The sequence below is a fragment of the Neotabrizicola sp. VNH66 genome (assembly GCF_049445895.1).
GTDB lineage: Bacteria > Pseudomonadota > Alphaproteobacteria > Rhodobacterales > Rhodobacteraceae > Pseudogemmobacter.
This window is the reverse complement of the sequence record NZ_JBMSDW010000013.1, coordinates 89,944-108,385: the sequence shown is the minus strand read 5'-3', so window position 1 is coordinate 108,385 and position 18,442 is coordinate 89,944. Positions and strand designations below refer to the sequence as shown.

General features: G+C 65.5%; 16 protein-coding genes. 14 read left to right on the top strand and 2 right to left on the bottom strand.

Annotation, left to right across the window (positions count from 1 at the left end; all coding sequences use genetic code 11):
- The first annotated feature begins 47 nt into the window (after nucleotides 1-47).
- Together ACO2Q5_RS17260 and ACO2Q5_RS17255 are read left to right on the top strand one after the other, a co-directional pair.
- Nucleotides 48-464 (top strand): MarR family winged helix-turn-helix transcriptional regulator, encoded by a 417-nt coding sequence (locus ACO2Q5_RS17260; RefSeq protein WP_423293336.1) that lies wholly within the window; start codon nucleotides 48-50, stop codon nucleotides 462-464.
- An 85-nt stretch (nucleotides 465-549) separates the two neighbouring features.
- On the top strand, nucleotides 550-2,592 hold the full coding sequence (locus ACO2Q5_RS17255; protein WP_423293334.1) for an FAD-dependent oxidoreductase: 2,043 nt from the start codon (nucleotides 550-552) through the stop codon (nucleotides 2,590-2,592).
- Between the two features lie 75 nt (nucleotides 2,593-2,667).
- Here the strand turns inward: ACO2Q5_RS17255 and ACO2Q5_RS17250 are convergent, their stop codons facing one another.
- Complete coding sequence (locus ACO2Q5_RS17250; protein WP_423293332.1) at nucleotides 2,668-4,137, bottom strand: aldehyde dehydrogenase; 1,470 nt, start codon at nucleotides 4,135-4,137, stop codon at nucleotides 2,668-2,670.
- A gap of 87 nt (nucleotides 4,138-4,224) precedes the next feature.
- The gene (locus ACO2Q5_RS17245) at nucleotides 4,225-5,022 is read right to left on the bottom strand and encodes a helix-turn-helix transcriptional regulator (RefSeq protein WP_423293330.1); all 798 of its coding nucleotides are present in this window, start codon (nucleotides 5,020-5,022) and stop codon (nucleotides 4,225-4,227) included.
- 90 nt (nucleotides 5,023-5,112) lie between these two features.
- On the opposite strand from ACO2Q5_RS17245, the gene ACO2Q5_RS17240 reads away from it, so the two are divergent.
- The 12 genes from ACO2Q5_RS17240 (at nucleotide 5,113) to ACO2Q5_RS17185 (ending at nucleotide 18,416) form a co-directional block, all read left to right on the top strand.
- The gene (locus ACO2Q5_RS17240; RefSeq protein ID WP_423293328.1) at nucleotides 5,113-6,168 is read left to right on the top strand and encodes an ABC transporter ATP-binding protein; all 1,056 of its coding nucleotides are present in this window, start codon (nucleotides 5,113-5,115) and stop codon (nucleotides 6,166-6,168) included.
- Nucleotides 6,168-7,067, top strand: a complete 900-nt coding sequence (locus ACO2Q5_RS17235) for an ABC transporter permease (protein ID WP_423293326.1) — start codon at nucleotides 6,168-6,170, stop codon at nucleotides 7,065-7,067. The genes ACO2Q5_RS17240 and ACO2Q5_RS17235 overlap by 1 nt, the downstream gene beginning before the upstream one ends.
- Nucleotides 7,068-7,329: 262 nt before the next feature.
- Complete coding sequence (locus ACO2Q5_RS17230; RefSeq protein WP_423293324.1) at nucleotides 7,330-8,133, top strand: ABC transporter permease; 804 nt, start codon at nucleotides 7,330-7,332, stop codon at nucleotides 8,131-8,133.
- 43 nt (nucleotides 8,134-8,176) lie between these two features.
- Nucleotides 8,177-9,199 (top strand): extracellular solute-binding protein, encoded by a 1,023-nt coding sequence (locus ACO2Q5_RS17225; RefSeq protein ID WP_423293322.1) that lies wholly within the window; start codon nucleotides 8,177-8,179, stop codon nucleotides 9,197-9,199.
- 88 nt (nucleotides 9,200-9,287) lie between these two features.
- Nucleotides 9,288-10,046 (top strand): nitrilase-related carbon-nitrogen hydrolase, encoded by a 759-nt coding sequence (locus tag ACO2Q5_RS17220; RefSeq protein WP_423293320.1) that lies wholly within the window; start codon nucleotides 9,288-9,290, stop codon nucleotides 10,044-10,046.
- Entirely contained in the window at nucleotides 10,043-12,124 is a 2,082-nt protein-coding gene (locus tag ACO2Q5_RS17215) for an FAD-dependent oxidoreductase (protein WP_423293318.1), read from the top strand. Before ACO2Q5_RS17220 ends, ACO2Q5_RS17215 begins: the two co-directional genes overlap by 4 nt.
- 189 nt (nucleotides 12,125-12,313) lie before the next feature.
- Nucleotides 12,314-13,870, top strand: coding sequence for a glutamine-hydrolyzing GMP synthase (gene guaA, locus ACO2Q5_RS17210; protein ID WP_423293316.1), 1,557 nt, complete (start codon nucleotides 12,314-12,316; stop codon nucleotides 13,868-13,870).
- A 178-nt stretch (nucleotides 13,871-14,048) separates the two neighbouring features.
- Entirely contained in the window at nucleotides 14,049-14,321 is a 273-nt protein-coding gene (locus tag ACO2Q5_RS17205; protein WP_423293314.1) for a putative quinol monooxygenase, read from the top strand.
- A 68-nt stretch (nucleotides 14,322-14,389) separates the two neighbouring features.
- Nucleotides 14,390-15,289 carry a DMT family transporter gene (locus ACO2Q5_RS17200; protein ID WP_423293312.1) on the top strand — a complete coding sequence of 300 codons (900 nt, stop codon included), beginning with the start codon at nucleotides 14,390-14,392 and terminating at the stop codon, nucleotides 15,287-15,289.
- A gap of 80 nt (nucleotides 15,290-15,369) precedes the next feature.
- Nucleotides 15,370-16,485 carry an outer membrane protein transport protein gene (locus ACO2Q5_RS17195; RefSeq protein WP_423293310.1) on the top strand — a complete coding sequence of 372 codons (1,116 nt, stop codon included), beginning with the start codon at nucleotides 15,370-15,372 and terminating at the stop codon, nucleotides 16,483-16,485.
- A 97-nt stretch (nucleotides 16,486-16,582) separates the two neighbouring features.
- A complete protein-coding gene (locus ACO2Q5_RS17190) occupies nucleotides 16,583-17,506 on the top strand; it encodes a DMT family transporter (RefSeq protein WP_423293308.1) in 924 nt (307 codons plus the stop codon).
- Nucleotides 17,507-17,531: 25 nt separating this feature from the next.
- A complete protein-coding gene (locus ACO2Q5_RS17185) occupies nucleotides 17,532-18,416 on the top strand; it encodes an ATPase (protein WP_423293306.1) in 885 nt (294 codons plus the stop codon).
- The last annotated feature ends 26 nt before the right edge of the window (nucleotides 18,417-18,442 follow it).

Below are 18,442 nucleotides of genomic sequence, written 5' to 3'. Positions count from 1 at the left end.
CGGCGGAAGCTTGCCAGCCCCGCGCTGTGCCGCTATCCAAAACGAGCATGAGCGAGACAGCCTATAATCTGGACGAACAGGTCGGTTATGTCCTGCGGCGCGTCACGCAGCGGCATCTGGCGATTTTTGCCCAGAACGTGCCGGAACTGACGACGACCCAGTTCGCCGTTCTGGCCCGGCTCGCGCAGCTGGGGCCGTTGTCGCAGAACCTTCTGGGGCGTGAAACCTCGATGGATGCGGCCACGATCAAGGGGGTGGTGGACCGGCTGGTGCGGCAGGGGCTGGTGGCGACTGCCCCCGACCCGGAGGATCGCCGCCGCCTGACGGTGCGGCTGACCGAGACAGGTGCCGCACTTTACGGGCGCCGCGCTGCCACCGCGCTGGCGGTGACCGAGGCGACGCTGGCGCCGCTTTCGCCCGAAGAACAGGCAACCCTGCTGGCCCTTCTGCACCGCCTGACCTGATTGCGACCGCAGGTGTCGTTTTCGGCCGGGCCGTGCCGGGTCTGCGGCCTAGGCTGACGGGGCAAGCGCCAAAGGCCCGCCTCTCATGACCAGACCCTCGAAAGACCCGCTTCTGCAGCCCTATCAGCTGCGGCACCTCACCCTCCGCAACCGCATCCTGACCACCAGCCACGAACCGGCCTATACCGAAGACGGCATGCCGAAGGACCGCTACCGGCTGTATCATCTGGAACGCGCCAAGGCCGGTGTCGCCATGGTGATGACCGCGGGCTCCGCCTCTGTCAGCCGCGACAGCCCGCCCGCCTTCGGCAATGTGTTGGCCGGACGGGATGAGGTGGTGCCCTGGCTGCGGCGTCTGGCCGACGATTGCCATGAAGCGGGCGCCGCGGTGATGATCCAGCTGACCCACCTTGGCTATCGCACCCGCTGGGACAAGGGCGACTGGCTGCCGGTGCTGGGCGCCGGACCCGCGCGCGAACCCGCACACCGCGCCTTCCCGAAGGTGATCGAGGATTGGGACATTGCCCGCGTCACCGCGGATTATGCCGATGCGACCGAGCGGATGCAGGCTGCCGGTCTGGACGGGGTGGAGTTCGAGGTCTACGGTCATCTGATGGACCAGATGTTCAGCCCGCTGACCAACCGGCTGGACGGGCCTTACGGCGGCGGCTTCGACAACCGTCTGAGGTTTGCGACGGAAGTGCTCGAAGCAGCACGGAAACGGGTTGGTCCAGATTTCATCCTCGGCATCCGCTATGTCGCCGATGAGGACCACCCCGGCGGCATCACCACCGAGGACGGGGTGGAGATGGCGCGGCGCTGGAAAGCGGCCGGGCTGATCGACTTCGTGAACGTCATCCGCGGGCGCATCCATACCGATGCCGCGCTGACCGGGGTGATCCCGCTGCAGGGCATGGCTTCGGCCCCGCATCTGGATTTCGCGGGCCGCATTCGCGAGGAGGTCGGCCTGCCCACCTTCCATGCCAGCCGGATCCCCGATGTGGCCACCGCGCGCCATGCGGTTTCCTCTGGCCTGCTGGATATGGTCGGCATGACCCGCGCCCATATCGCCGATCCGCATATCGTGCGGAAAATCATTGCGGGGGAAGAATATACGATCCGCCCTTGTGTCGGCGCCACCTATTGCCTCGACCGGATTTATCAGGGTGGCATGGCTTTGTGCATCCACAACCCCGCCACAGGGCGTGAGGTGGAGGGGATGCCGCATGTGGCCGCGCCTGCCACGGTGCGGAAACGGGTGGTGGTGGTCGGTGCCGGTCCCGGAGGCCTTGAGGCTGCCCGGGTCGCTGCCGAGCGCGGGCATGAGGTGATCGTGTTCGAGGTGGCTGACAAGCCCGGCGGACAGGTCCTGCTGACCGCGCAGTCGAAGCGACGGGCCGAGATGATCGGCATTATTGACTGGCGCATGGCGCAATGTCAGGCCGCAGGGGTGGAGTTCCGTTTCAATACATGGGCAGAAGCCGATGATATCCTGTCACTTTCCCCGGATGTGGTGATTGTCGCCACCGGCGGGCTGCCCCAGAAGGCGGGCCTTGCGGCGGGCGATGATCTGACCGTCACCGCATGGGATATCCTGTCGGGTGATGTGAAACCGGGCGCCAATGTGCTTCTCTATGACGACGCGGGCGACCATGCGGCCCTGCAGGCGGCCGAGGTTCTGGCCGCCACCGGGGCCACGGTCGAGGTGATGACCCCTGACCGCAGCTTCGCGCCCGAGGTGATGGGGATGAACCTCGTGCCCTATATGCGGGCGCTGCAAGGGAAATCCGTAACTATTACGGTGACCTTCCGTCTGCTTTCGGTGGCACGTGACGGCAACCGGCTGAAGGCGGTGATCGGGTCGGATTATCTGCGCGATCTGGCGCAGGAAAAACACTATGACCAGATTGTCGTGAACCACGGGACGGAACCCAATGCCGGGCTCTATTTCGATCTGAAGCCCCTGTCGCAAAACCTTGGCGCAGTTTATTATTCCGCTTTGACCGAGGGGCGCCCGCAGCCCGACACCGGGCATGGATTCCGGCTTTATCGCATCGGCGATGCGGTAGAGGCGCGCAATACCCATGCGGCGATCTATGATGCGCTGCGGCTGATGAAGGATATCTAGGTGGGTGCCGCGGACCGGGGGCCAGCCCCCGGACCCCGGGATATTTAAGGACAGAAAATAAATCAGGATGGAGGTTTACACCCCCATCTTCACCCAGATCGTCTTCAGCGCGGTATATTTGTCGAAGCTGTGCAGCGACAGGTCCCGGCCAAAGCCGGATTGCTTGATCCCGCCGAAGGGGGTCATGGCGGAAAGCGCATCGACGGTGTTGATCGAGACGGTGCCCGCGTGCAGGTCGCGGCCCATGCGCAGGGCGCGGTCCAGATCGCGGGTCCAGACGCTGGCGGCAAGGCCGTAGATGGAGTTATTGGCCAGATGCAGCGCCTCTTCTTCGGTGTCAAAGGGGGTGACGGCCAGCACCGGGCCGAAGATTTCCTCTTTGGCAATCTCGGCTTCCGGGGCGACATTGTCGTAGATCGTGGGCACGATCCAGGCGTCGGAACCGAAGCGGCTGTCGCGGCGCCCGCCGCAGACCAGCCGTCCCTCAGCCCGCTGAAGGAACCCCTCCACCCGGGCGGCATGGCTGCGGTCCACCATCGGGCCCATGGTGGTGGCAGGGTCCAGCGGATCGCCCTGCACCACGGCCGCGGCTTTTGCGGCCAGCCGCTCCACCAGTTCCGTCTGCACCGAGCGATGGACGAGCAGGCGGGAATTGGCGGAACAGACCTCGCCCGCGTTGAAGAAGATGCCGAAGGCCGCCATCTCGGCCGCGCGGTCAAGATCGGCATCGGGGAAGATCAGGTTCGGGCTTTTTCCGCCCGTCTCCAGCCAGACCTGCTTCATGTTCGACCGCCCGGCATAGGTCTGGAACAGCTTGCCCACCTCGGTGGAGCCGGTGAAGACAAGGCAATCCACATCGGGATGCAGGCCAAGCGCCATTCCCGCCTCGGCCCCGTAACCCGGCACCACATTCAGCACGCCATCGGGCAGCCCGGCCTCGGCCGCCAGTTCCGCGAGGAACAGCGCCGAGAGCGGCGATTGCTCCGCGGGTTTCAGCACCACCGAATTCCCGGCGGCCAAGGCAGGCGCCAGCTTCCACGTGGCCATATCCAGCGGAAAGTTCCACGGCACCACCGCGCCGATGACGCCCAGAGGTTCCCGCCGGATCAGCGCAAGGTCGCCGGGGCCGGTGGGGGCGATCTGGTCATAAAGCTTGTCGATCGCCTCGGCATGCCACTGGAAGAAATGGGCGGAGCCGGGCGCGTCGATGGTGGACGACTCGGCAATCGGCTTGCCCATGTCCAAAGTGTCCAGCAGCGCCAGTTCCGGGATGTTCGCGCGGATCAGCGCGGCCAACCGCAGCAGCACCTCTTTCCGCTCGGCCGGTGCGCGGCGCGACCAGCGGCCGTCCTCGAAGGCGGCCCGCGCGGCGCGGACGGCCCGGTCGATGTCGGCGGCATCGCCGCGTGCGACTTCGGCCAGCACCTCCCCGTTCGCCGGGTTCACGCTGGGGAACCGCGCACCCGAGGCCGCCGGAACAAACCGCCCGCCGATCCACAGATCCGCCCTGATCTTCAGCGCCGCCGCCCGTGCCGTCCAGTCCATCGCAACCCCCTGATGATTCCCGGCACGGTAGTGGCAGGATCGGCCATGGCCAAAGCCGGAAGTTCCGCGGCCATGATTAGGGAATGCCTAATCCAGTTGTCGCAGCACCGGCAGCATCAGCGCGAAGAGTTCAGCCTGGGAGGTGATGTTGCAGCGGGCGTAAAGCTGTTTGCGGAACACTTTCACCGTCTGGGCCGACACCCCAAGCCGCAGCCCGATGGAGGTGGTGGAATGCCCCTGAAGGATCAGGATCGCCACCTCGGCCTGGCGCGGGGTCAACCGCAGGCCCAGCTGTCCCTCAGCCGCAAGGGCCAGGGCGGCGGCCACGCTTTCGCCGCGCCGCACCGCCGGGGGGGCCAGATCGGCCCAATGCGCTTCGGCCAAAACCGCCACGATGGGGGCAATGCGCTGGCAGGTCTGCACGGCGCGCGGGCTGAAGGGTTGGCCGCTGGCGGCATCGCGGCCCAGACAGATGGTGACTGACAGCGCGGGCTGCGGCCATGCGAAGAAGGTCAGCTCGTCAATCAGCGTGGTCTGGCGGTAATATTCCAGATAGTAGCGGCTGCGGGGAAAGGCATCCGGCGCCACATCGCGCAGCCGGTAGACCCCGGCGGGCACCCGGCGCAGATGCAGCCCATAGAACGGGTCCAGCAGATAGGCCCCGGCCAGATAGGTGGAATTCAGCTCTCCGAACACCGAGGGCAGGTCGTTGTGGCGGAACAGCACCTGCGGCCGGTCCGAATCGGAGTAGACCAGCACGATCAGGTTGTCGATGCCCACGGCGCGGCGCAGCCAATGGTGCAAAGCCACGTCGAATGCCTTTTTTCCAAGCTGCCGGATCGTTTCGGCCAGCGCCGCTTCGGCCGCATTGGGTTGTGGGTCCATGTGTTTTCGCCTCTTACCCCCTTGGGGGTATATACCCCCCAGTCTGCCTAACCCTACGCTTTTTTCCAAAGTCCGGGGGTATCTGCGCGCATGGCCACGCCAGCAATCGACATCCGCAAGGCGGTAAAGCGTTACGGCACGGTCACCGCGCTGCATGATGTAAGCCTGTCCATTGCGGATAATGAGTTCTTCACGCTGCTGGGGCCATCGGGCTGCGGCAAGACCACGCTTCTGCGGATGATTGCCGGGTTTGAGGATACGACCGAGGGTGAGATCCGGCTTTATGGTGAGGATATCGCCGCGCTGGAGCCGAACCGCCGCCCGGTGAACACGGTGTTCCAGCATTACGCCCTGTTCCCGCATATGTCCGTTCTGGACAATGTCGCCTTCGGGCTGAAGATGAAGGGCATGGCCGCCGGTCCCCGCCGCGACAGGGCGGGAAAGATGCTGGAGATGGTGCATCTGTCGCAATTCGCGGACCGCCTGCCCGCGCAGCTGTCGGGCGGGCAGCAGCAGCGGGTGGCCCTTGCGCGCGCGCTGGCGCCGGAGCCTAAGGTGCTGCTCTTGGACGAGCCGCTGTCGGCCTTGGACCTGAAGCTGCGGCAGGCGATGCGGGTGGAGCTGAAACAGTTGCAGGAGCAGACCGGGATCACCTTCATCTTCGTGACCCATGATCAGGAAGAGGCGCTGACCATGTCCGACCGGATCGCCGTCTTGTCGGCCGGCCGGGTTCAGCAGATCGGCACCGCGCGCGACATCTATGAGGCGCCGCAGAACCGGTTCGTCGCGGATTTCATCGGTGAGACCAACCTGATCGAGGTTTCCGTCGACAGTGTCACGAACGGGCGGGCCAGCGTTACCCTGCCCGGCGGGTTCACCCTGACCTGCCCCGCCGCCAGCGATGCGCCCGGCCGCCACGCGCTGTCGATCCGGCCTGAACGGGTGACGGTCGCAGACGCCGGCCTGCCCGCCACGGTGGACCGGGTGGTTTATCTGGGCACAGACCTGCAGGTCCTGACCCGGCTGGCCGACGGCACGCCCTTTGCGCTGCGCCTCCAGAACGCGACCCGCACGGCGGTGCCTGAACCGGGCCAGACCCTGCATCTGCAACCGGAGGAAGGCGCGGCGCGCCTTCTGGCCGACTGATGGGCGCGCGCGACACCTCATGGCGGGGGCTGGTCCGGCCGCTTTTGCTGCCCAGTTGGCTGATGATCGGGGCCTTCGCGGCGCTGCCTGTCCTGCTGATGCTGGTCTATTCCTTCCTGACCAAGGAATTCCGCGGCGGAGTAAGCTGGAGCTTCAGCCTGGCCGCCTATGACCAGTTCTTCGTGACCCGCGGATTGTTCGGGGATGAGCCGCCCAGCCTAGAATGGACCTACATCACCATCTTCGCGCGGTCCGTCTGGCAGGCGGTGGTTTGCACCCTGTTGTGCCTGATCATCGGCTTTCCGACCGCGTGGTTCATCGCCACCCGGGCGCCCGCCAGCCGCAGCATCTGGCTGTTCCTGATCACCATTCCCTATTGGGTGAACCTGCTGATCCGCACGGTCAGCCTGAAGTTCGTGATCCGCGACACCGGTCCTTTGAACGAGGCTTTGCGCGCCATCGGCCTGATCGACAATCCGCTGCCCTTGGTGAACACCAACCTCGCGGTGCAGCTGGGGCTGTTCTACAGCTATCTGCCCTTCATGGTGCTGCCGATCTATGCTGCGGTAGAGCGTTACAATTTCGCGCTGAGCGAGGCCGCCGCAGATCTTTACGCCAGCCGCTGGACCACCCTGCGGGAGATCGTGCTGCCGGTGGTGAAGCCCGGGATCATCGCGGGCTGCCTTCTGGTCTTCATCCCCGCCCTTGGCGCCTTTCTGGCGCCGGACCTGTTGGGGGGCGCGAAAACCTTCATGATCGGCAGCCTGATTGATGAGCAGTTCAAGGGATCGCAGGGCAACTGGCCCTTCGGCGCCGCCGTCTCGGTCATCCTGATGACCCTCGTGCTGATCGCGCTGATCTTCTACGCCCGCGCCGCCGGACGGGAGGGCGCAAGATGACCGCCCGCCCGATCCTGCAGGCCCCCCACCCCCATCCCCTCCCCACAAGGGGGAGAGGCGCAGCCCGGCTCCCGGCCCTTGCGCATCACGCGGCCGGCAAGGCACGCGCAGTTGGCCTGAAAACCAAAGGGGCGGCATCCGCCACCACCCACCGGGCCGGTCCGCCGCCCACTACCGCAGCACCCGGCGCCTCCCTCCTCCCCTGTGGAGGAGGGTCGGGATGGGGGCGCCTTGCGCAGGCGCTGCCGCAGGAGGCCCTGCCATGAAAGGTGTCCGCCACTACCCCGGCTTCCTGTCGCTGACGCTCCTCTGCCTCTTCATCCTTTATGCGCCATTGGCTGTCGTCACCGTCTACAGCTTCAACGCCTCCACCTCGATCACCCAATGGGGCGGGTTCTCGCTGAAATGGTATGCCGAGGTCTTTACCGGGGTCGAGGCCGCGCGCTTCGGTCAGGCCGCGTGGAATTCCATCACCATCGCCCTGATGGCCGCGACGGCCGCCACGATCATCGCCACCGCCGCCGCGCTGGCCATGGTCAAGGGCGGGCGGTTCCGGGCGAAATCCGCCAGCTTTGCGCTGATCAACCTGCCCCTGATGGTGCCCGAAATCGTGCTGGCGGTGGCCACGCTGATCTTCTTCTCCACCATCGGGGTGAAAACCGGCTATGGCACCATCCTGATCGCCCATATCACCTTCTGTATCCCCTTCGCCTATCTGCCGGTCTCGGCCCGGCTGGAGGGGATCGAGGGCCATTACGAACAGGCCGCCCGCGATCTTTACGCGACCCGCTGGCAGGCGTTCCGGCTGATCCTGCTGCCCCTGATGGCACCGGGGGTAATCTCCGGCTGGCTTCTGGCCTTCATCATCAGCCTTGACGATTTCATCATCACCAATTTCGTCAAGGGCGCCGGGATGGAGACGCTGCCGACCGCCATCTTCGGCAGCGTGAAACAGGGGATCAAGCCGAACATCATGGCGATTTCCACGCTGATGCTGGCGGTCTCGGTCCTTTTCGTGACGCTGGCCTATGTCCTCAACCGCCCGGGGCGCAAATCCCCGACCTGAACCTCAAGGGGCGTCAGACCCCGCAATCCCGACAGGAGACAACATGAAACGCCTGATCCTGACCGCCAGCCTCATGGCCCTTGCCGCCCCCGCCTTCGCCGAAGGGGAACTGAAGGTCTATCACTGGTTCGAATATATCCCGCCCGAGCTGGTCCAAAAGTTCGAGGCCGAGACCGGCATCAAGGTCACCATCGACACCTACGATTCGAACGAGGCGATGCTGGCCAGCCTCAAGGCCGGGAAGCTGGGCCAGTATGATGTGACCGTGCCCGGCGACTATATGGTGAAAATCCTGATCGACGAAGGCATGGCCGATACCTTCACCCCAGAGGAGCTGCCGAATTTCGGCAATATCCAAGAGCAATGGAGGGATGTGCCCTTCGATCCGGGCCGCACCCATTCGGTGCCTTATCAATGGGGCTCCACCTCGTTTGCGGTGAACCGCGATGTCTACAAGGGGCCGATCGACTCGCTCTCGGTGATCTTCGACCCGCCGGAGGAGCTGAAAGGCAAGATCAACGTCATCGACACCCCCGGCGAACTGCTGACGCTGGCCTCCTTCTACATGGGCATCCCCCAATGCACGAAGGACCGCGACCAGCTGAAGGCGCTGATGGACATGCTGCTGACGGCCAAGGCCGACTGGGCCTCCTTCGGCTCTGACACCGCCAAGGATGTGCTGGTCTCGGGCGACGCTGCCGCCGGGATGATCTGGAACGGCTTTTCCGCCAAGGCCCGGGCCGAGGGCGCGAATGTCGAATATGCCTATCCCAAGGAAGGCGCCATCGTCTGGATGGATTCGGTCGTGCTGCTCAAGGACGCGCCGAACCGCGAAAACGCGCTGAAATTCATGAACTTCCTCCTCGACCCGGAAAACGCCGCCGCCGTCACGAACTACGCGGCCTATACCGCGGGCGTTTCGGGGACCGAGCCGTTCCTGACCGAGGAGATCAAGAACAGCCCGGAAAACAACCCGCCGGCGGATGCGAAATTCGAATTCGTTCAGGCCTGCGACGAGGAAACCCAGAAGCTCTATGACGCGATCTGGACCAATCTGAAGAAGTAACCCATGGGGGCAGGATCGCCCTGCCCCTTTCCAGTTTGCACAAATATCCCGGGGGGACCGGGGGGCTGGCCCCCCGGACGGAGAAGATATGCGCATCGCTGTCTGGCAGGGGCACAGCCCCGCTGCCGATCTGGAACAGGCCCTGAGCGAGGCCGAAACTGCCCTTGCCGCCGCAGGGGTCATGGGCGCCACCGTGCTGGTCCTGCCAGAGGTCTGGCTGCCCGGCTATAATGCGGAGGGCATCCCCGCGCTGGCGCTGCAGCGGGAAGCGCCCGAATTGCAGCGCCTTGCCGTCGCCGCCCGCCGGGCCGGTTGCGCGCTGGCGCTCGGCTATGCCGAACGCGAGCGCGAAACGGTTTACAACGCCGCCGTCGTATTCGGCGCGGACGGCACACAGTTCGCCCATTACCGCAAGGTGCAGCTTTACGGCGCTCGCGAACGCGCGCTCTACACCCCGGGCGAGGCGCTGGTCACCTTCCCGCTGGCCGGGGAGATCGCGGCCCTCCTGATCTGCTATGACATCGAATTCGCGCCCCATATCAGGGCGCTGGCCGACCGGGGGGCCACGCTGATCCTGTGCCCGACCGCCAATATGCAGCCCTTCACCCATGTCCCTGATGTGACTGTGCGCGCCATGGCCGCGAACCATGGCGTGGCCGTGGCCTATTCCAATTTCTGCGGGGCCGAGGGCGACCTGACCTACACCGGCCGCAGCCTGATCGCCGGTCCTCATGGCGAGATCGTGGCCCAGGCGGGAGAGACGCCCTGCCTCCTGATTGCCGATCTGCCGCCGCGCGATCCGGCCCGCATATCCACCCAAGGCACCGACCTGAGGCCCCTGACATGACCCGCCTGCCCGCGCATGACCTGCTGTTCACCCCGCTGCAGATCGGCCCCAAGACCGCCAAGAACCGCTTCTATCAAGTGCCCCATTGCAACGGCGGCGGCTATCGCGACCCCTCCGCCGTGGTGGAGATGCGGCGGACGAAGGCCGAAGGCGGCTGGGGTGTGATCTTCACCGAACAGACGGAAATCCACCCCACCTCGGAAATCACCCCCTTCATCGAACAGCACCTCTGGGATGACCGCGACATCCCGGCGCTGGCCCGCATGGCCGAGGCGATGAAATCCCACGGGGCGCTGGCGGGCATCCAGCTGGCCTATTCCGGCATCAACGGCCCCAATCTCTACTCGCGCGAGGTGCCCTTGGCCGTGACCGGCGGGCCGATCCTGACCTTCACCTCCGATCCCGTGCAGGCCCGCACCATGGACCGCGAGGATATCCGCGACCTGCGCCGCTGGTTCCGCAACGCCTTTCGCCGCTCGCAGCAGGCGGGATTCGACCTGATCTGCCTCTACGGCGCCCATGGCTTCGGGATCCTGCAACATTTCCTCAGCCGCGCCACCAACCACCGCACCGACGAATACGGCGGCAGCCTTGAAAACCGTGGCCGCTTCCTGCGCGAGGTGGTGGAGGACTGCCGGGAGGAGACCCGCGGCGAACTGGCCATCAGCTTGCGCATGTCGCTGCATGAGGCCGGGGCCTATGGCTTCTCCAACGCCGAACTGCGCGATTTCATCCAGATGCATGGCGACCTGCCCGATATCTGGGATCTGGCGCAGGGCACATGGGAGGCCTGCTCCGGCACCTCACGCTTCAAGCCCGAGGCCGCACAAGAGGACTTGGTCCGCGGCATCAGGGCGCTGACCTCAAAGCCCGTGGTCGGCGTCGGCCGCTTCACCTCACCCGACGAGATGGTTCGCCAGATCCGCACGGGCGTGCTGGATTTCATCGGTGCGGCGCGCCCCTCGATTGCGGACCCGTTCCTGCCGCAAAAGGTGGAACAGGGCCGGTATGAGGACATCCGCGAATGCATCGGCTGCAACATCTGCGTCAGCGGAGACATGACCGGCGGGATCAGCCGCTGCACCCAGAACACCGCCTTCATGGAGGAATGGCGCAAGGGCTGGCACCCTGACCGGGCGCGGCCCAAGGGGGTGTCGGACCATGTGGTGATCATAGGCGCCGGGCCGACCGGGCTGGAGGCGGCGCTGCAGGCGGCGAAACGCGGCTATCGTGTCACGCTGGCCGAGGCCACAGACACCCTTGGCGGTCGCGTCACCCGCGAACGCGCCCTGCCCGGCCTGTCGGCCTGGGGACGGGTGGCGGATTACCGCACCGGCCAGCTGGCGCCGCTGCCCAATGTCGAGATCTACCGCGACAGCCGGATGACCGCCGAAGATCTGCTGTCGCTGGAGGCCGACCATATCGCCATCGCCACCGGCGCCACATGGCGGCGCGATGCGGTGGCGCGGCTGCATCTGCACCCGATCCCGACCGATCCCGCGATGCCGGTCTTCACCCCGGATGACCTGATGGCGGGGGAAGGTCCCGCCGGCGGGCGGGTCATGCTCTATGACGATGACCATTTCTACATGGGCTCGGTTCTGGCCGAACTTCTGATTGCGCGCGGCTGCACGGTCGATTTCGTCACCCCCGCGGTGAAGGTCGCGGAATGGACGGACAATACGCTGGAACAGGGCACGATCATGCGCCGCCTGCTGGAGATCGGGGTGAACGTCCTGACATCGAAGGCGCCTGAGGCGATCGCCCGCGGGGAGGTGACATTGGGCTGCACCTGGACGGGCCGCACCAGCACCCTGCCCGCCGATGCCGTGGTCATGGTCACCTCGCGCCGTCCCGACGACAGGCTTTATCATGAGACGCGGGCGCTGGACTGGCGGGGCGCGGGCATCCGCAGCCTGAAGCTGATCGGCGATGCCGCGGCCCCCGGCCCCATTGCCTGGGCCACCTATGCCGGGCGCAACTGGGCCGAAGACCTGGATGCCCCCCCCCGCGGCGACGCGCTGGCCTTCCGGCGTGAAATCGCGGGACTGCTGCCACAGGAGGCACTGACCCCCTGAGACCGCCGCCCCGCCGCCGCCTCGGCCGCCTTCGGCGAGGATATTTGGACAAAGTGGAACGGCCATTTCCAGTTTGCCCAAATATCCCGGGGGGAGCCGCAGGCGGGGGGCAGCGCCCCCCTGCGCGGCCAGCCTTCTGCGCACCGTCTGCCCCCTTGCGATTCTGCCGGTTGCGGCCTAATCGGGGCCATGACCCAGCATCAGCGCCTTCTCATCATCGACTTCGGCTCTCAGGTGACGCAGCTGATCGCGCGCCGCCTGCGTGAGCTGAACGTTTACTGCGAAATCCACCCCTACAACCGGGTGGACGAAGCCTTTCTGAAATCCTTCGCGCCGCAGGCCGTGATCTTCTCCGGCGGGCCGGCCTCGGTCTATGCCGAAGGCGCGCCGATGCCGCCGGCCGGTGTGTTCGATCTGGGCGTGCCGATCCTGGGCATCTGCTATGGCCAGCAGGTGATGATGCATTGCCTGGGCGGCCATGTCGAAGGCGGCCACGGCACCGCGGAATTTGGCCGTGCCTTCGTGACGCCGACGGACGACCGCCTGCCGCTCCTGGACGGCTGGTTCCAGGCCGGCAATGAACAGGTCTGGATGAGCCACGGCGACCACGTCTCGCGCATCGCGCCGGGCTTTCAGGTCTACGGCACCTCGCCCAATGCGCCCTTTGCCATCACCGCGGATCCGGCGCGCAACTTCTTTGCCGTCCAGTTCCACCCCGAGGTGCACCACACCCCCAAGGGCGCGAAGCTTTACGAGAATTTCGTCCGTCTGGCCGGGTTCACCGGCGACTGGACCATGGCGGGCTACCGCGAACAGGCGATTGAGACGATCCGCGCGCAGGTCGGCGACAAAAAGGTGATTTGCGGGTTGTCGGGCGGCGTGGACAGTTCGGTCACGGCGATCCTGCTGCATGAGGCGATCGGCGACCAGCTGACCTGCGTCTTTGTGGACCATGGCCTGTTGCGCAAGGATGAGGCGGCGCAGGTCGTGGCCATGTTCCGCGACAATTACAATATCAACCTGATCGCCGCCGATGAATCCGACCTGTTCCTTGGTGCGCTGGAAGGCGTCTCGGACCCCGAAGTCAAGCGTAAGACCATCGGGCGCCTCTTCATCGACGTGTTCCAGAAATACGCGAACGGCATCGAGGGCGCCGAGTTTCTGGCGCAGGGCACGCTTTACCCCGATGTGATCGAAAGCGTCTCGTTCAGTGGCGGCCCTTCGGTCACCATCAAATCGCACCACAATGTCGGCGGCCTGCCCGAAAAGATGGGCCTGAAACTGGTCGAACCGCTGCGCGAGCTGTTCAAGGACGAGGTCCGCGCGCTTGGCCGCGAACTGGGCCTGCCCGCCAGCTTCATCGGCCGCCATCCCTTCCCCGGCCCCGGCCTTGCCATCCGCTGCCCGGGCGAGATCACCCGCGAAAAGCTGGAGATCCTGCGCAATGCCGATGCGGTCTATATCGACCAGATCCGCAAGCACGGTCTTTATGACGAGATCTGGCAGGCCTTTGCCGCGATCCTGCCGATGCGCACCGTGGGCGTGATGGGCGACGGGCGGACCTATGATTACGCGGTGGCGCTGCGTGCGGTGACCAGCGTGGATGGGATGACGGCGGATTACTACCCGTTCAGCCATGAGTTTCTGGGCGAAACCGCCACCCGGATCATCAACGAGGTGAAGGGCGTCAATCGCGTCTTCTACGACTGCACCTCCAAGCCGCCGGGCACCATCGAGCTGGAGTGACCCGGCCTTTCGCGGCGCAGGGTTGCCCGTTTGCACCGGATTTCGCCCCCGAGGCGATTTCCGCGCGTCGGGCCCTGCGGCCGCTTGTCTTGCGGCGGTTTTCGTTCCAGTTCTCCTGTCGAACCGTCGGCCCCGCGCGCTGACTCGTGCCCGACCGACCGAAGGACGCCGCCTCCGCATGATCACGCTTTCCGGCCGCCTCATCTGCGCCAATGCCGTCGAGGCGGACCTTGTCGCCACCCTTTTGCCCGAGCATATGCGCCTCACGCGGGCGGAGCCGGGCTGCCTGTCGTTCAACGTGCTGCCCACGGCCGATCCGCTGGTCTGGCACGTGGACGAGGCCTTTACCGATCGTGCCGCCTTTGACGCCCATCAGGCCCGCACCCGCGCCAGCGCCTGGCACAAGGCCACCGCGCATCTGAAGCGGGACTACCGGACCTCGGGACTGTAGAACGGGACGGTTGCCGGGCCGCTTCGCGCGGACCCTGCGGGAGCGACTGCGCCGGAAGGAGGGACAGCATGACGACTGACAGCAACCGGCCCGTTGCGGCGGCTTTGTGGATGACCGGTTCCATCGCGTCCTTTTCGGCCATGGCCGTGGCGACGCGGGCGGTCAGCGCCCGGCACGAGGTGTTCGAGGTCCTTGCCTACCGCTCGCTGGTCGGGCTGGTGCTGGTGGTCGCGCTGGCCGCTGCGCTTGGCCGGCTGAACCGGATCAGCGCGCGGCGCCTGCCGGGCCATGCCCTGCGCAATGCGGTGCATTTCAGCGGACAGGCTTTGTGGTTCTGGGCGGTGACGCAGATCCCGCTGGCGCAGGTCTTCGCGCTGGAATTCACCGCGCCGCTGTGGGTCATCCTGCTGTCCCCGCTCCTGCTGGGCGAGAGGCTGACGGCGGTGAAGCTGCTGGCGACCGCGCTTGGCTTTATGGGCATTCTTCTGGTGGCCCAACCCGACTTTGCGGCGCCCGACCCGGGCCTGCTGGCTGCGGCCGGTTGTGCGGTCTTTTTCGCTGCAACCATGATCCTGACCAAGCGGCTGACCCGGTCCGAGGACCTGTTCTCGATCCTCTTCTGGTTGACCGTGTTTCAGGCCAGCTTCGGCCTTGCCCTGTCGTTCCGCGACGGGGCGATCACCCTGCCGGATGCGCAGACCGCGCCCTGGCTGATGCTGATCGGCCTGTCGGGCGTGGTCGCGCATCTGTGCCTGACCAAGGCGCTGTCGCTGGCGCCCGCCTCTTTCGTCGGGCCGGTGGATTTCCTGCGCCTGCCGGTGATCGCCCTTGTCGCAGCCCTGCTTTATGACGAGCCGGTGACGATGGGCCTGATCTTTGGCAGCCTGTTGATCCTGTTTGCCAATACTTTGTCCCTTCGGGCCGAAAGACGCAGCGCTGCAACACCCAAGGCCTTCACGAATCCGTGACGCGGCGTCATTGATTGACCGCTAACATCCCTGCGCCTAGCCTTCCTGTCAGGGGAAATCCTTAGCTAAGGATGAGGACAATGAAACATCTTCTAATGACCACGGCGGCCCTGATCGCCGGCGCGGGTTCGGCCATGGCCGGCGGCGTCGACCGTTCGGGCCAGTCGATCGGCATCATCTTCGAGCAGGGCAATTATGCCGAGCTGAGCTATGGCAGCATCAACCCTGACGTGACCGGCAATGATGTGGCGACGTTCGGCGGCCGTGCCACCGGCAGCGTTGCGGGCAACCATACGCTGCCCGGTCTGGCCTTCAAATATGACCTGAGTGAACAGACCTCTGTGTCCGTCATCTATGGTCAGGACTATGGCGCCGACATCCTCTATCCGCTGGGTGACTCCGTTGCTCTGGGCGGGACCCAAGCCACGCTGGAAAGCGATGTCGTTTCGGCCATCCTGCGCCACAAGTTTACCGAGAATCTCTCGGTCCACGGCGGCATCCGCGCCTCCAAGGCGTCGGGCTTCGTCCGGCTCTCCGGTCTCGCCTATGGTCCGGTCAACGGCTACAACGTCACCTTTGACGAGGCATGGGGCACCGGCTATCTGGTCGGTGCAGCCTATGAAAAGCCCGAAATCGCGCTGCGCGTCGCGCTGACCTATTTCTCGAAGGTCACCCACGACCTTGACACGACCGAACGGATGGGCGCGGTTCAGGTTGCGCCAATGTCCATCACCTCGGTCGATACCCCACAGGCCATCAACCTTGACGTGCAGTCGGGTGTTGCGGCCAATACGCTGGTCTTCGGCTCGGTCCGTTGGGTGGACTGGTCCAGCTTCAAGATCGACCCGGCCTGGTTCACCCCGGCCACCGGCGGCGGGCTGGTCGATCTGGAGGACACCACCACCTGGACGCTCGGCGTCGGCCGCAAGTTCAACGACAACTGGTCCGGCTCGATCTTCGCCACCTATGAGCCGAAGGGCGATCCGCTGGTATCACCGCTGGCCCCGACCAATGGCTACAAGGGCATCGGCATTGCCGCGGTCTATACGCAGGACAACATGAAGGTGACGCTTGGCGCCCGCTATCTGGATCTGGGCGATGCCCAGCCGGAAACCGGTACGCCGGATGTGGCGCGCGCCAACATGACCGGCAACAGCGCGGTGGCCGTGGGCATCAAGGTCGGCTTCAGCTTCTGATTCGACGCATTGGTATGCGACAGAACCCCGTCCGCAAGGGCGGGGTTTCGTCATGTTCCGGGTCGCCTGTTGCGCCCCGTCAAGGCAGTAAGGCAGCATGACACCGCAAAAGACCATGAGCCCGCAAAGCTGTGGCGAACTTCTGTTCCTCGGCGTGATCTGGGGCGGCAGTTTCATCGGCAACAGCGTGGCGCTTGGGGCTGTGGGCGTCTTTCCCACCGTTGCCTTCCGGCTGACCGGCGCCTGTCTCGTCCTCTGGGCTTTCGTGTTGTGGCGGGGTCTGGCGGTGCCGCGGGGGTGGCGGATCTGGGGCGCCTTTGCCGTCATGGGCTTGCTGAACAATGCTTTGCCCTTCAGCCTGATCACCTGGGGCCAGCAGACCGTGCCTGCCGGGTTGGCCGCGATCATCAACTCCTCCACCGCGATTTTCGGCGTCCTGATCGCATCGCTGGCGTTCCGGGACGAAAGGCTGGGCCTGCGCCGGGTGTTGGGTGTCATCACCGGATTTCTGGGGGTCAGCGTGGCCATCGGGCTGCACAACCTCTCGGCCCTTGATCCGGCCTCGGTCGGGCAGCTGGCCTGTTTGACGGCAGCAGTGTCCTATGGCCTCTCGGGGGCGTGGGCGCGCAGGCATCTGTCGCATCTGCCGCCGCAGGTGGCCGCGGCGGGGATGCTGACGACGTCGGCCGCGATGACCCTGCCGCTGGCGGTCTGGACCGGCCTGCCCCATGGCCTGCCGCCGCTGCCGGTCTGGGGCGCGCTTCTGTATCTGGCGCTGATCTCAACCGCGCTGGCCTATCTGCTCCTCTACCGGCTGATTGCGGCGGCGGGCGCGGGCAATGCCAGCCTGAACACCTTTGTCGCCGCGCCGACGGCGATGATCCTCGGTGCCGTCATTCTGGGCGAAAGCCTGCCCGCCCGCGCCTATCCGGGCTTTGCGCTGATCGCGCTTGGTCTCCTACTGCTGGACGGGCGGATTCTGCGCTATTTTTCCCGTGCAAGGCCCGGACACTCCGGCTAAACCCGCCGCGTCAGAGGAGCGGCCCATGATCTATCCCACCGGCGCGGATTACCTGAATGCCACGGACAAGCGCATTCTGCTCTTCGGCATGTCCGGTCTGGGCAAGACCTATCTGTCCAACATGCTGCGCGACATGCCCGCCGCACAGGAGGACAAATGGTTCCACTATTCGGTCGATTACCGGATCGGCACCCGCTACATGGGCGAATACATCGCCGACAATTTCAAGCGCGAGGCGATGAAGGTTCCGCTCCTGCGCGAACTTCTGATGACCGACAGCGTCTTCATCGCGTCGAACATCACCTTCAACAATCTGGCGCCCCTCAGCACCTATCTGGGCAAGCCCGGCGATCCGGCCAAGGGCGGCCTGCCCTTCGATGACTATATGAAACGGCAGGAGCAGCACCGGCAGGCCGAGATCGCCGCCACGCTGGACGCCCGGCCCTTCATCGACCGGGCCAAGGACATCTATGGCTACCGCAACTTCATCTGCGATACCTCCGGTTCGATCTGCGAGGTGGTGAACCCGTTCGACCCCGAAGACAGGGTGATGAACCAGCTGGCGGACACGCTCCTGATGGTCTGGATCAAGGGGAGCGAGGGGCATACCGCGGAACTCGTCCGCCGCTTCGACCGCGCGCCGAAGCCGATGTATTATCAGCCCGCCTTTCTGCATGCAGCGTGGGAGGAGTACCGCGCGCAACACGGCGTGACGGCCGTGGATTGCGACCCCGACCATTTCGTCCGCTGGACCTATGCCCGCGCGCTGGCCCACCGGCAGCCGCGCTATGCCGCCATGGCAGACTGGGGCATCACCGTAACCGCCGAGGATGTGGCACAGGTGAAATCGCCGGCCGGTTTTGACGCGATGATCGCATCTGCCATTGATCGCCGCCGCCTTCAGGCCTAGATCAGCCTCTCCCTTTCACCCGGCCC

Excerpts from the sequence above, each read along its gene's own strand:
- ACO2Q5_RS17260 (WP_423293336.1), top strand. The coding sequence starts at position 48 with ATGAGCGAGACAGCCTATAATCTGGACGAACAGGTCGGTTATGTCCTG.
- ACO2Q5_RS17255 (WP_423293334.1), top strand. The coding sequence starts at position 550 with ATGACCAGACCCTCGAAAGACCCGCTTCTGCAGCCCTATCAGCTGCGG.
- ACO2Q5_RS17250 (WP_423293332.1), bottom strand. The coding sequence starts at position 4,137 with ATGGACTGGACGGCACGGGCGGCGGCGCTGAAGATCAGGGCGGATCTG.
- ACO2Q5_RS17245 (WP_423293330.1), bottom strand. The coding sequence starts at position 5,022 with ATGGACCCACAACCCAATGCGGCCGAAGCGGCGCTGGCCGAAACGATC.
- ACO2Q5_RS17240 (WP_423293328.1), top strand. The coding sequence starts at position 5,113 with ATGGCCACGCCAGCAATCGACATCCGCAAGGCGGTAAAGCGTTACGGC.
- ACO2Q5_RS17235 (WP_423293326.1), top strand. The coding sequence starts at position 6,168 with ATGGGCGCGCGCGACACCTCATGGCGGGGGCTGGTCCGGCCGCTTTTG.
- ACO2Q5_RS17230 (WP_423293324.1), top strand. The coding sequence starts at position 7,330 with ATGAAAGGTGTCCGCCACTACCCCGGCTTCCTGTCGCTGACGCTCCTC.
- ACO2Q5_RS17225 (WP_423293322.1), top strand. The coding sequence starts at position 8,177 with ATGAAACGCCTGATCCTGACCGCCAGCCTCATGGCCCTTGCCGCCCCC.
- ACO2Q5_RS17220 (WP_423293320.1), top strand. The coding sequence starts at position 9,288 with ATGCGCATCGCTGTCTGGCAGGGGCACAGCCCCGCTGCCGATCTGGAA.
- ACO2Q5_RS17215 (WP_423293318.1), top strand. The coding sequence starts at position 10,043 with ATGACCCGCCTGCCCGCGCATGACCTGCTGTTCACCCCGCTGCAGATC.
- guaA (WP_423293316.1), top strand. The coding sequence starts at position 12,314 with ATGACCCAGCATCAGCGCCTTCTCATCATCGACTTCGGCTCTCAGGTG.
- ACO2Q5_RS17205 (WP_423293314.1), top strand. The coding sequence starts at position 14,049 with ATGATCACGCTTTCCGGCCGCCTCATCTGCGCCAATGCCGTCGAGGCG.
- ACO2Q5_RS17200 (WP_423293312.1), top strand. The coding sequence starts at position 14,390 with ATGACGACTGACAGCAACCGGCCCGTTGCGGCGGCTTTGTGGATGACC.
- ACO2Q5_RS17195 (WP_423293310.1), top strand. The coding sequence starts at position 15,370 with ATGAAACATCTTCTAATGACCACGGCGGCCCTGATCGCCGGCGCGGGT.
- ACO2Q5_RS17190 (WP_423293308.1), top strand. The coding sequence starts at position 16,583 with ATGACACCGCAAAAGACCATGAGCCCGCAAAGCTGTGGCGAACTTCTG.
- ACO2Q5_RS17185 (WP_423293306.1), top strand. The coding sequence starts at position 17,532 with ATGATCTATCCCACCGGCGCGGATTACCTGAATGCCACGGACAAGCGC.